Below are 12,635 nucleotides of genomic sequence, written 5' to 3' on the forward strand. Positions count from 1 at the left end.
GCAGTGAGGCGCTGACCGCCGTCACGCTGTGGGTGGCGGCCACGCACATCCAGCCCGCCCTCCAGCACGCACCTCGCCTCGCCGTGGTCGGGCCTGCGAAGCGGTGCGGTAAGTCCCGCCTGCTGGACGTGCTCACCGAGACTGTGCGCGAGCCGCTGATCACGGTCAACACCAGCCCGGCGGTGGTCTTCCGCGCCATCGGTGCGGACCCGCCCACCCTGCTGGTGGACGAGGCCGACACCATCTTCGGCAGCATCAAGGCCGCCGAAAAGAACGAGGAGCTGCGTGGCCTCCTCAACGCCGGCCACCAGCGCAACCGGCCCGCCCTGCGGATCTCCGGGCCGGAGCACAAGCCGCAGGCGTTCCCCACCTTCGCCATGGCCGCGCTCGCCGGCATCGGGGACCTGCCGGACACGGTCATGGACCGGGCCGTGGTGATCCGAATGCAGCGGCGCAAGCCAGGTGAGCGGGTGGAACAGTTCCGCTCCCGCCGCGACATACCCGCCCTGCACGCCCTACGTGACCGGCTGACTGCCTGGCTGCGCCCGCTGATGGACACCGCAGCCGACCTGGTGCCGCCGATGCCGGTGCAGGACCGTGCGGCCGACACCTGGGAACCGCTGGTGGTCGTCGCCGAACTGGCAGGCGACTCCTGGCCGGAGCGAGCACGCGAAGCGTGCGTGGCCATGTGTGCCGCCGAGGTCGGCCAGGACGACGAGTCCAACGTGAAGACACGCCTGCTGAAGGACATCCGCCGCGTCTTCGCGTGCTACGGCGATCCTGACACCGTGCGCACGCGGGACCTACTGGAAGAGCTACTCAAGGACCAGGAGGCGCCGTGGGCGGAGTACCGCAACACCGGTCTGACCCCGCGCTACCTGGGGATCCTGCTGAAGGACTTCGGTATCCAGGCAGCCGTCCTCCGCTTCGAAGGCGGACGGCAGGCCCGGGGATTCACCCACGCACAGTTCACCGATGCCTGGGCCCGCTACTGCCCCGAGGAGCAGCCACCCGACGGCGGTGAGACCACACGTCACGGGTCGGCCGTACACCCGTAAACACCCGTCGCACACGTCGCACCGCAGGTCATCCCCGTGACGGGTCCGGCAACTGTGACGGGTCCTCCCGTATCACGCCAGGTTCCCGTACCTGCCCTGACCAGGCATGCGACGGGTGCGACGAGTCCGCCGCCCTCCCCACTGGCAACCCCGCACCGTGCCTAGGCACCCGTCTCCCCCTGGAGTACCACGCTTGCCCTCACGCACCGCCCAAGCCCCCGTGCCGCCAGTGACCGTAGCGATCCGCCTCGGGGTCGCCCTGGTCGGCACGATCGGCTTCGCCCTCTCCTACGACGCCCTGCGGCAGATGGCCGTCGCCATCCACATCCGCGGAGTCCTCACCTACGCCTTCCCCCTCGTGATCGACGGGTTCATCGCCATCGGCGTCGCCGCCCTGCTCATCCTCCGTACCGCGCCCTGGCGTTCTCGCCTGTACGTCTGGGCACTGGTCGGCCTCGCCACCGTCACGAGCATCTGGGCGAACGCTCTGCACGCCGTCCGCCTCAACCAGCAGGCACACACCGCCGGGCTCCATCTGGACGATGTCACCGTCGGCGCCCTGTCCGCGATAGCTCCGCTCGCCCTGGCCGGCGCGGTCCACCTCGACCTCGTCATCCGCCGCCACCCCACGAGTCTGCGCGAAGAGGCCGCCGCCACACCGGGCCACAACTCCTCTGGCCACAGCCACAACGGCACGCACAGCGCCATGCGGCCTGCCCGTTCGCAAGACGATGACTTCCTGCCGAAGGAGGCACAGAGCTCGCGTGACGTGGCCGAGCGCCCAGACCTGGCGGAGGCAGCCGCCAACGTGCCGCGGGCCCCGAAGCCGCTCTCCAAAGACGAGGGCCACGAACGGGATGTCACCTTCGACGAACTCCTCGCCATCGCCCGCACCGCACCGCTGGGACGCGGGGACCGTGCCTCACGCCGCAACATCGAGGCGGCCATCCGAGCCGCTGAGTACCGCATCGGCAAGGACCGTCTCACTCAGCTCAAGGACCGCCTCGACCGGGCTGCCCGCCAGCGACAGGCCGAGCCCGACACGGCCCCCGTCGGCACGCGCTGAGGACCGCCGCCCCACCCCGATCGACCCCCTCCGCTCGTTCCCGCACAGCCCGGAGCGGGGACGAGCGGCCCACTAGGCGACACGGCCTCGCCCCCCAACACCGCACGGAGAACCCCTCAATGCACGACCAGCACCCCGAACTCGCCACCGACCGGACGCAGATGATGACCATCGCCACCAGCGCAGCAAGGTATGGCGTTGGACCGTCCAAGGGCCGGTCCGACGCAGGCACCTCCGCCCCGGGGGTGGCGGAGGACCTCGGGCACCAGGGGGTGCCCGAGGAGGTAACGCCCGGCGACGCAGCCGAACAGTCGCCCGCCGCCCCCGCCGACGAAGTCACCCTGCGTCGCATCGCTCGCCACCGTACCCGCGAGAGCGTCCAGCGCAAGCAACGTGTCGATGTCCGCTACAGCAGCGATGAGAAGGCCCGGATCCTTACCCGTGCCCGCAAGATGGGCATCGCCGGCGCCCACCTCGTCGGCGCCGTGATCACGGCCTACCTCGACGGTGATCTCGCCGTGGGCCTGGCCGGGCAGCGCACCCAGCTCGATGACTGCCTCGACAAGCTCGACGCCCTACGGGCCGAAGTCGCGCGCATCGGCAACAACGTCAACCAGATCGCGCACCGCCTCAACGCCGGAGGCGATCCACACCCTGTGGACGCCACCGTCCTCGCCCAGACCGAACGCACCCTGGTCGCCGTCCGCGGCGCCATCAGCGACATCGCGCAGACCATGAACCACGCCGTCTCCGTGAAGGCGGCCTGGTGATCGCCAAGATCGGCAGCGGCAAGAGCACCGCCGGCCTGATCCGGTATCTGTTCGACACGAAGAAGGCCAAGGACCACACCGACCCGCACCTGGTCGCTTCCTGGGACGGCTTCGCTCCCGATCCCGGCCGCGCCGACGGCTTCGACGCCACAAAGAAGCGGCTCGTGGCCGACCTCGACCTGCGGGTTAAGCAAGCCCGCCGACTGGGCCGGGCGCCCGAGCGGCACGTGTGGCACTGCTCGGTACGTGCCGCCCCCGGCGACCGGCACCTCACCGACGCCGAGTGGGCGGACATCGCGCGCCGCGTTGTGGCGGCCACTGGCATCGCGCCACAAGGCGATCCGGACGGGTGCCGGTGGGTCGCCGTCCGCCACGCCGACGACCACATCCACATCGCCGCCACCAAGGTCCGTGGCGACCTGCGCACCGCCCGCCACTGGAACGACTACCTGACCGCCGACAAGGAACTCGCCGCCATCGAGAAGGAATACGGCCTCAAGCAGGTCGTGCGCGGCGACCGCACCGCCGCCAAGCGCCCCACCCGCGCCGAGACGGAGAAAGCCCGCCGCGCCGGCAAGACCCAGACCTCCCGCGAACGCCTGCGCACCACCGTCCGCCAGCTAGTGTCCATCGCCACCAGCCCGGAGGAATTCCTCCTTCTGCTCGACGGCGTCGAGGGCGTCCTTGTGGACGTGCAGCACTTTCCCTCCGGTGACGTGCGCGGGTACAAGGTCGCCGTGGAAGGCGACATCAACGCCGCCGGCGAGCCGATCTGGTTCTCCGGCGCCAAACTCGCCCCCGACCTGTCCTTCCCCAAGATCCGCGAACGCCTCACCGCCATCGATGCCCCGCCCGCAGCGGAGCCGGGCAGCCGACGCAGGCCCAACCCGTGGCACCAGGCCACGGCAGCAGCCGAGCGCATCCTCCACCACCTCGACCACGGCGACGACGAAGCCGCCCAGGCCCACATCGCTGCGCTCGGCGAAGCCATCGACGTCCTGCCGCTGCTCGCCCCCAGCCACCTGCGGCCACATCTGCAGCAGGCCGCCGTCGCCTTCGAGCGCGCCACCCGCTCCCGCATCCGCGCCCAGCAGGACCAGGCCCGCGCCCTGCGGGGTGCCGTCCGAGCCCTGCGCACCGCGCCGGTCACCAGCGACGGCTCCGGGCTGGCGATGTTCCTCGACATCGCCGTCCTCATCGTCATCGCCACAGCTCGCTGGCACCAAGCCCGCCGGCACAACCAGCAGGTCGCCGCCGCCCACCAGACCCTGGCCCATCTCCAGACCGCCTACCGACAGGCTGCTGCCGGGCCGCTGGCCGCCCTGGCTCAGCGCCAACCACCGGCCCGCACCATAGAACGGCACACCCAGCGCATCCTCGTGATCCTGCCCGACCACGCCCAGCAGATCCTCGACGACCCCGCCTGGCCGGCACTGGCCGCCGCCCTGACCGAAGCCGAGAACGCCGGCCACGACCCCGAACAGCTCCTCCAGCACACCGCACGGCAACGCGCCCTGGACGACGCCCGCTCCACCGCCAGCACCCTCACCTGGCGCATCCAACGCCTGGCCGCCCGGCAGGTGCCCAGCGCCCGAGCACGAGCCGCCCAAGCCCACACGAGCGCGCCAGCGCGACCGGCACGTCGCGAGCAGCGACGACGACCGCTATGAGGGACGACGGCCACCCGTACGAGCCATGCGTGGCGACACCAGCCGGCGGGGGATTCGCGGCAGCCGCCTCTACCTCTACCTATGCGGCTTCAGCCCCACGCGGAGTCAAGGACACGCTTGCGCGGAGTGCCGAAACCTCCGTGGCCCATGCCGAGATCTCGGCCAGGTGCTGTGGCTCGATACCTACTCGGGGATTGGGCTGGATGAGGAGAGTTGGCAGGCCGCGGGCGACACGCTCGGCTGACCATTCGTGGTCGAGGCCGGTGAAGTCGTCGTCGATCCACACAGCGGGCTCGTCGCCCAGCCAGGCGTCGACGTGGTCGCGTTTCCACAGATAGCCGTTGGGATGGCTGGTGGTGATGTCGGGGCGTGGCAGGTCGACGTGCGGCAGGGGCGGGAGGTCGAGGAGTGGGCCGATCAGCGTGGTGGCGTCCTGCCTCCAGCTCGTACACCAGATCGGTGTGATCAGGCCCGTACGGATCACGTCCATGAGCATGGGGCCGTGGTCGGGGTTGAGCCAGATGGTGACCGGGTCGTCTGCGCTGCGGCCGGTGGGGACGACGTCGTGGCGAACGTGGGAGGCCGGGGTGGCGCCGTCCGCGTCGGGGAAGGGTATGAGGACGCCGTCGATGTCGAGGAGCAGGTAGGGCGGGCGCATCGATTCCTCCACGGGGAGCCGAGGGTCAGAGCTTGCGCGCGGTGATCAGCAGGGTGGTGGGCCAGCGGCCCTGTCGGGGGTCGTGGAACTCCTGGGCCGAGGCGAGCCACAGGCCCGCGCGGCCGAGGTGCTTCTCCCAGCGGGCAGCGTCGAAGTCCCAGCGCGCGACGGGCAGGCGGGTGCGGTCGGGCAGCGTGACGTGGTCGCGGCGGGGGCGGTCGTCTGCGGAGGGCGGTCGACCGCCGCGCTGGGGGTGGGGGACGGAGAAGGCCAGGGTGCAGCCGGGCTTGAGGCGGTGGGTGATGGCGGGGAGCAGGAGTTCGGGGGCGACGAGGCCGACAGCTCCGAATACGGAGTAGATCGCGCCGAACTGCTCGTCGGAGGTGTGCAGGCAGTGCAGGGCGTGGCCGGCGACGAAGGTGAGGTTGTTCAGCCGTCCGTAGTGTGAGCGGGCGCGACGGACTTGCAAGCCGACCAGGTCGACGCCGGTGACGTGGGCCGCGTGCCGGGTGGCGAGGTAGGCGGCGTTGTGGCCGGGGCCGCAACCGAGTTCCACCACGCGCTTGCGGCGCAGGTCGGAGCCGAGGATTTCGGCTCCGGGCCCAATGCCCGGCCGTGTGGTCCACTCCATCCGCGGCGGTGGGGCGAGCGGCTCGGCCGGACCCGCGGCCGTGCGCTGGAGGGCGTGGGCGTACCAGGGGGAAGCTTGGGCGAGCACTTACACCTCCAGGAGCTGGAGGGCGTCGGTGAGGTGTCGGCGTACGACCTTGATGTAGGTGGGATCGGTGGCGGGGTCGTTGATCCAGCGGATGGACTGCTCCATGAACCACTCGACGGCCCACATGCGGTGCCATCCCAGCGCCCACTTCTCGGCGGGCAGGCCACCGCGCTCGGCGAGGGCGTCGGGAGTACCGCCCTCGGTGACGTAGGACTCCAGGAAGACGCGCACGCATACGGGGTCGGGGTCGTCGAGGGTGCCGTGCCAGCTGGCGAGGTCGAGCAGGCCCGGTCCGGTGAAGGCGCGGGCGAAGTCCAGCAGGCGCCAGCCGCGCCGGCCGATGTGGAGGCTGGTGGGGTGAAACTCGGAGTGCACCCAGCCGAACGGGGCGACGGTAGTTCCTCGTGCGCGGGTGCCAGCGGCCTGGGCGATCTGGTCGAGGGCGTGCTCGATGTCGCCGGTGTCCGGCCAGCGGTCGGCCTTGCGGAGCTGGTCGAGGTGGTCCAGGGCGCGGCCGGGCAGGGCCCGCAGCCCTTCCTCGTGCAGTACAGGCAGCGCGCCGGCAGTGCGGGTGCGGTGGAGGACCACGGCCGCAGCGGCGCCGTCGAGATCGTCCGCTTCCCGGGTAGGAGTGCCGAGGTCTTCCAGGAACATGCCGAGCCAGCCCTCGATCCGGACCGAGTGGTAGACCTTCGGGACGGGGATGCCGAGGGTGTCGGCCAGTCGTAGAGCCTGGTCCTCGCTGTCGAAGGGCCTTTTGGCGTACTTGAAGATCCGCGTGCTGCCGTCGGGAAAGGTCACGCGTTCGACGCCGGACATCGACCACACCCTCACCTCCTCGCGCTTGGCGGTGGTCTGGTTCGCGACGATGCACAGGTTGGCGAGGAGATCGGTGGTCAGGTTCTCGTTCACGAGGACTCCATCACGGTGGTGGCGGCATCCAGGGCGAGCGAGCCTGCCCGCCCCGGAGCCTTGCTGCTGGGCGTTACGCGGCGGGGGCCACGCGCTGGGCGTAGACCTGCTCGATCCAGCCGGCCTTGAAGGCGGCCAGGTCGCCACGGAAGTTCGCCATCGACGCACCGTAGGGCGCGACGACGCCGCCGGACTGGTCCGGCACGGACTGGCAGCCGTGCACCAGGCGTCCGCCGAGGGCGGCGTGGGCCTTGATGGACTCGATGCGGCGGTGCTCGTTGAACCAGCCGCCGTGGTAGACCTCGTCCAGCATCCCGCCCATCTCGTCGTCCAGGTCGAAGACGACCGAGGTGGCGGCGGGGAAGAACCAGCACGGGCCGACGTTGGAGATGTGCCCGTCCAGCTCGACCTTGTTGAGTGCCATGAGCGTGGCCGCCTCGCGCAGCATGCGCAGGTGCTCGGCGGTGATCTGCGGCAGGCCGAGGCCGGCGAGGTGCTCGTCGCGGAACAGGTAGGCGTAGACCTCGTAGGCGGTCGCCAGCACGCGGGCGGCGTCCGAGGTGGACTCACCGTGGGTCTTGATGAAGTCCAGCGCGAGCTGCTCGACCGCGCTCTCGGTGGTCTCCCGCGCGTCCAGGAGCTGGGACTTGACCAAGTCCCAGTCAGCGACGAGCCAGGTATTCGACTCGAAGCGGAAGAAGTACTCGGCCGGGTCGATCGTGATGCGCCGGCCGTCGACCTGGATGCCCGGCAGGCGGCTCCAGCGCTCGTCGAACGCCTGCGGCAGTTCGACCGTGATGGCCTTGGTGTCGATGGTGGTCACCGTGTCTCCGTCTCTGATCGGCCGGGTTCGGGCACAGGAGTGCCCGAACCCGGAGCGGGCGTACGGAACTTCAGGGAGCCGCCCGGAGCCGTGGGGAGAACCAGGACTGCAGTCGGGCAGTTCCGGGCGGCTGTGATTAAGTGAACAGTCCGTCACGCACAGTGGGTACGGTGTGGGCAAGGCCAAGCGGTATACACGGTTTACAGCCCCAGGACGGAGGAGGTCATGGCGGCACCCAACAGGCCCAATGTCTGTTTACGCGAGGCCATCGACGCGATCGGCTGCACCTACGACGCGCTGGCCAAGGACGTGCGCCGGATCGCCGCGGAGAACGGCGAGATCATCCACACCAACAAGTCGGCGATCTCCCACTGGGTAAATGGCACGCGTCAGCCCACCGGACGGACCGGCCGTTACCTGGCGGAGGCCCTCTCCCGCCGGGCCGGCTGCCCCGTAACCCTCACCGAGATCGGCCTACGCGACCCCGAGGTCGCCGTCCCTGACGACCCCGATCCCGTCGTCACGGTCACCCACCTGGGCCGCGCCGACATGGAACGGCGCCGCTTCCTCGCCGTGGCCGCCTTCACCACCGCAGGCGTGGCCATGCCCCTGGCCTACGACCACGAAGCCGCATCACGGATGCTCCGCACACGCACGGGCCGGGCGCTGGTGGGAGCGGAAGACGTCGACGTTGTCCGCCAGATCACCGCCGCGTTCAGCGCGGCCGACGAACGCCTGGGCGGCGGCCACGGGCTGACCACCGTTACCGCCTACCTCGCCGACACCGCCGCCCCCATGCTGCGTGCCCGCTTCGCCTCTGAAGCCTTACGCCGAGCAGCCTTCGGCGCCGTCGCCGAGCTGGCCTATCTCGCGGGCTGGAAGCACCACGACCTCGGCCACGAAGGTGCCGCCCAGCGCTACTACCAGGTCGGCTACCAACTCGCCTGCGAAGCCGATGCGCACGGCCACGCCGCCTGGATGATGCGCGCCCTCGCCCACCAGGCCCTCAGCCTCAAGCAGCCCCACCACTGCGTCGACCTTGTGGAAGGCGCCCTCCGCCGTGGACTCGGCCACGTGGACGGTCAGACCGAGGCACTACTCCACATCACCCACGCCCGCGCCTTCGCCGCAGTCCACGAGAAACCCGCAGCGGCCCGCGCCCTGCTCGCCGCCGAAGACGCTCTGCTCCGCGACGACGGGCCACAACCCAGCTTCTCCCTCGTCAGCGGACCCGCTGCCGGCACCGTCGCCAGCCACACGGCCCGTACTCTCACCGACCTCGCCGATCACGTCGGTACGGAGCAACAGCACCGCGACGCGCTCGTCCGCTGGGATCCTGAGAAGTACAAGCGCGTCCACGCCCTCACATACGCCGACCTCGGCGACAGCCTCGCCGTCCAGGCCCGCGCCGATGAGGCGGTCGCCGCCTGGAGCGAGGCTCTCACGCTGATGGACGGCATGACCTCCGACCGCACCCGCAAGGCGATCACCTCCATTCGCTCGACCCTGGCGGTCTACCAGCGGCGCAAAGTACCCGGCGCCGCCGAACTCGCCCGCCGCGCCCGTGAGGCGCTCGCCTAACATGCCCACCAATCCCGCCGACGAAGGGACCCCCGTGGCTCAGCCGACAACCGATGACCAGCGCGAGGCGCTCAGGCCCGCCCTGGAATCCATGACCTTGCTGGTCGCCGCCGTCATCGTCCACGACAAGGCCACCGACCGCGTGGTCCTCCTCCAGCGCAGCGACCAGGCCAAATTCGCCAAGGGCAGGTGGGACCTCCCCGTCGGCAAGAGCGAGCCCGGCGAGCCGATCACCGCGACGGCCGTCCGCGAGCTGTACGAAGAGACCGGTCTGACCGTCAAGCCAGAAGCGCTCAAGGTCGCCCACATCATCCACGGCGCCTGGGGTGTGGAAGCCCCCAACGGCTTCCTCACCGTCGTCTTCGTCGCCGACGAATGGTCCGGCGAGCCCGAAAACCGCGAACCGCGCAAGCACGCCCAAGTCCGCTGGGTCGATGCCCACGCCATCCCCGACGAATTCGTCGAGACCACCGCCAGCGCCCTCCACCGCTACCTCAGCGGCGGGCCCCAGGTGTCGCTGGACGGCTGGAACCAACTGAGCGCCTTTTCCGGGAAAGCGTCTCGCCCCACGGTGTGATGAGTGACCGCGTTCAGCGTTCCCAGGTTTCCTCAGTGAACGCCCGACAAGACACGTCGGTGAAGAGGGAGACCATGACGTACGACCGCGACCGCATCGAAGCCCTGCTCGACGAGGGACTCCGCGACAAGGTGTACCCAGGCGCCGTGTGGGCCCTCGGCGACGCCACCGGCACCCTCGCCCAGGGCGCCACCGGCGTCCTCGACCCCGACGAGCCGGACGTGCCGATGCGCACCGACACCGTCTTCGACGCCGCCAGCCTCACCAAGATCCTGGCCGTCTGGTCCTCCACCGGCGCCCTGTGGGAGGACGGCACCCTTGACCTCGACGAGCCGCTCGGCAACTTCTGGCAAGAGGTCACCGGACACCCCCTCGGCGCCGTCACCGCCCAGCAACTGCTGACACACACCGCCGGCGTCCCACTGCGAGCTCAGCTGAAGAACCTCTACGGCACCAATCCGGACGACATCCGCCACGGCGTACTGCACGAGCCACTCCACCGCTCGCCCGGCGAAGCCGTCGAGTACACCGACCGGGCCGCCCTCATCCTCGGCTACCTCGCCGAACACCTCTCCGGCCGCCGCTTGGACCAGCTGGCCACCGCCCGCACCTGGCACCCGCTGGGCATGGCCGGCACCCGCTTCGGCCCCCTCCCCGCCGACCTCGCCGCCCGCTGCGCTCCCACCGAACTCGACCAAGAAACCGACACTCACCTCAAGGGAGTCGCCCACGACTTCTCGGCCCGCCTCCTCGGCGGCATCTGCGGGATCGCAGGCGTCTTCACCGTGCTCGACGACCTGGCTGCCGTCCTGCGGTACATGCTCGCCCCTGCCGCTTCCCAGTTCCGGGCTGGCTTCGGGGCCGAGTGGATCACCCGCTCCCTGGCCATCCAGACGGGTGATCTCCAGCCAGCTCGTGGCCTGTTCTGGCACCCGGCTCCCGGCACCACTGCCGAGGAGGACGTCTGGGTCCACTACGGCTTCACCGGCACGGGCATGTGGATCTCCCCTACCGAGGGTCGCTGGGCGGTGCTTCTGACCAACAAGCTCTACTACACCCGTGACCGCGAACCGCTGACTGGTGTCCGCAACGCCTTTCGAAAGCTGGCTTTCACGTAGGGACCGATCCTCCTGGCGTGCGACGTTTCGCTCGAATGGGTTCGGAGACCCGGTGAGTGGAGGTCGTGTCGCGTGTGGGTTCGGAAGTGAGCTGGCATTCAATTCGTCCGCCCGCTCTGCCGCCCGGCTTCGATCGCGGGCGGCAGTGTTGTGCTGTGTCCAGGGGAACTGCGCGGCGGCCAGTGTTGTGTCCAGAGCGGCGCGCATCCGGGCACCTGTCGCGACAGGGCAGGGGCGAGGTGGTGCCCCCTTACCCTGCCGGCCCTCGGCTGTGAGGTGCACACGTACCAGCAGCGGTTGCGTCCTGGGAAGTGGTGTACGGGTTCCCACCTGATCCGGGCGTTTGTCCTGGCGTCGGAGTGAGGGCCCGGATATGAGAACGGCCTTTCAAGTGACGCGGCCCCTACCGTGCCGCGCCCTTCGACCCAGCCGCTTCCGGTTGCGGCAGACGTACGGTTGAAGTACCGAGGGCATCACGCACTCCGGGCGACCACGCCGGGTCGTCCTCGGCGAGAGACGAGTGAATCCGGGCCGCCCCAGCGGTCGGCGCGGAGACGGGTCGGGGCCATGTACGCCGCGGTCGAAGCAACTCAGCGCAAGCTCATCACGGCAAGGGTCGCGCTGAGCGCCCGTGCAGGTCCGCAACCTCGCCGAGGGGAGACGTGATGACCTTTTCCCGGCTGGACATCCATCGGCGAAACCGAGGAGAGCGGACGCTCGTCACGCTTGCCGGCGACATCGGGCCGGCCACGACGCCGCTGCTGCGGGCCGCAGTGGAGCAGTGTCTGCTGGACGGTGTCACCGTGATCGACATCGACCTGACCACAGTCGGCTCCTGCGACGCCAGGGGCTTGGACGTCCTCCTGTCGGCAGCACAGCGCGCCGGCCGGGTCCACGCTCGCCTGCGGCTGCACCATCCGTGCGCTCAGATCACCCGGGTCCTCGATGCCACGGGATCGACTTCGCTGCTCCCTACGGCCCCCGCGAGTCCCGTGCCGCCCGCCGCATCCGACGGCTTCATGAGTGCGGCGACGGGGGCGCCCGAGGACTCCGCTCGCCGACCGGACCAGCCGGTCCTCAAGGACGGGATCCGCCTTCGTCGGCTGACCCGCTGGCAGGCAGAAGACATGGGCGCAGACATCGCGGACCTGGCTGCGGAGTCCGTCGCAGGCACCACGGGCGAGCGGTACCACAACCGCGGGGACTTCCTGCACCGCTTGTCGATCACCGCCCGCCGCCCCGGCTTCGCCCTGCTGGTCGCCGAGACGACGGTGCTGGTCGGTTGCGCCTTCGGTTTTCCGATGGGCTCTGAAGGCCCCGGCAGCCGGGGGTCCGACGGAACGCTCCAGGAGATCATCCAGCGGCTCACCTCCCGCGCACGGTTCGTCGTCCTCACCCAGGTCGTGGCCCACCCGCACGTTCAGCACCGCGACATCGCCCGCCGGCTGCAACAGCGTCTGCTCACAGAGCTGCACTCCTCCCTCGGGATCACCCTGCTGCATCCTGCCGACCGGGCAGGACAAGCCGCCTTCTCGTCCTGGGGCTGGCAGAACATGGGTGAGGTCGTCGGGCTGCCCGGCTCCGTAGCCCCCTGCGTGTTGACCCTGTCCGCCGAAGGGCAGCCCTCGGCACGCCGATGACGTGGCAGAGGAGCGATGAGCCGGCGGTCGTACCGGCCGGGGCG

At 70.2% G+C, this 12,635-nt stretch carries 12 protein-coding genes; 8 read left to right on the top strand and 4 right to left on the bottom strand.

Annotated features, from left to right (window positions below; genetic code table 11):
* The 4 genes from AC5WS8_RS34325 to AC5WS8_RS34340 all read left to right on the top strand — a co-directional run.
* Positions 1–1,058 (top strand): DUF3631 domain-containing protein (locus AC5WS8_RS34325; RefSeq protein WP_496107435.1); only part of this gene is annotated, 1,058 nt, incomplete at its 5' end.
* A 220-nt stretch (positions 1,059–1,278) separates the two neighbouring features.
* Entirely contained in the window at positions 1,279–2,124 is an 846-nt protein-coding gene (locus AC5WS8_RS34330) for a DUF2637 domain-containing protein (protein WP_496107486.1), read from the top strand.
* Between the two features lie 119 nt (positions 2,125–2,243).
* The gene (locus AC5WS8_RS34335; RefSeq protein WP_496107436.1) at positions 2,244–2,894 is read left to right on the top strand and encodes a MobC family plasmid mobilization relaxosome protein; all 651 of its coding nucleotides are present in this window, start codon (positions 2,244–2,246) and stop codon (positions 2,892–2,894) included.
* A complete protein-coding gene (locus AC5WS8_RS34340) occupies positions 2,891–4,564 on the top strand; it encodes a relaxase/mobilization nuclease domain-containing protein (RefSeq protein WP_496107437.1) in 1,674 nt (557 codons plus the stop codon). Before AC5WS8_RS34335 ends, AC5WS8_RS34340 begins: the two co-directional genes overlap by 4 nt.
* A 79-nt stretch (positions 4,565–4,643) precedes the next feature.
* On the opposite strand, the gene AC5WS8_RS34345 is transcribed toward AC5WS8_RS34340, so the two are convergent.
* The 4 genes from AC5WS8_RS34345 to AC5WS8_RS34360 form a co-directional block, all read right to left on the bottom strand.
* On the bottom strand, positions 4,644–5,222 hold the full coding sequence (locus tag AC5WS8_RS34345) for an HAD domain-containing protein (protein WP_399774704.1): 579 nt from the start codon (positions 5,220–5,222) through the stop codon (positions 4,644–4,646).
* Positions 5,223–5,247: 25 nt separating this feature from the next.
* Positions 5,248–5,940: a class I SAM-dependent methyltransferase gene (locus tag AC5WS8_RS34350; protein ID WP_496107438.1), complete on the bottom strand. Its 693-nt coding sequence runs from the start codon at positions 5,938–5,940 to the stop codon at positions 5,248–5,250.
* Positions 5,941–6,852 (bottom strand): phosphotransferase family protein, encoded by a 912-nt coding sequence (locus AC5WS8_RS34355; protein WP_399774700.1) that lies wholly within the window; start codon positions 6,850–6,852, stop codon positions 5,941–5,943.
* Positions 6,853–6,925: 73 nt separating this feature from the next.
* Positions 6,926–7,675 (bottom strand): hypothetical protein, encoded by a 750-nt coding sequence (locus AC5WS8_RS34360; protein WP_399774698.1) that lies wholly within the window; start codon positions 7,673–7,675, stop codon positions 6,926–6,928.
* Positions 7,676–7,900: 225 nt separating this feature from the next.
* Here AC5WS8_RS34360 and AC5WS8_RS34365 point away from each other — a divergent pair, with 225 nt between their 5' ends.
* The 4 genes from AC5WS8_RS34365 to AC5WS8_RS34380 all read left to right on the top strand — a co-directional run bounded on the left by AC5WS8_RS34365 (position 7,901) and on the right by AC5WS8_RS34380 (position 12,591).
* On the top strand, positions 7,901–9,256 hold the full coding sequence (locus AC5WS8_RS34365; protein ID WP_496107439.1) for an NsdA family TPR-like regulatory protein: 1,356 nt from the start codon (positions 7,901–7,903) through the stop codon (positions 9,254–9,256).
* Position 9,257: 1 nt separating this feature from the next.
* Complete coding sequence (locus tag AC5WS8_RS34370) at positions 9,258–9,833, top strand: NUDIX domain-containing protein (protein WP_496107440.1); 576 nt, start codon at positions 9,258–9,260, stop codon at positions 9,831–9,833.
* A gap of 74 nt (positions 9,834–9,907) precedes the next feature.
* The gene (locus tag AC5WS8_RS34375) at positions 9,908–10,951 is read left to right on the top strand and encodes a serine hydrolase domain-containing protein (protein WP_399774692.1); all 1,044 of its coding nucleotides are present in this window, start codon (positions 9,908–9,910) and stop codon (positions 10,949–10,951) included.
* 665 nt (positions 10,952–11,616) lie between these two features.
* A complete protein-coding gene (locus AC5WS8_RS34380) occupies positions 11,617–12,591 on the top strand; it encodes an STAS domain-containing protein (protein ID WP_079133892.1) in 975 nt (324 codons plus the stop codon).
* Positions 12,592–12,635: the final 44 nt, after the last annotated feature.

It is taken from the genome of Streptomyces sp. PTL18, assembly GCF_059510295.1.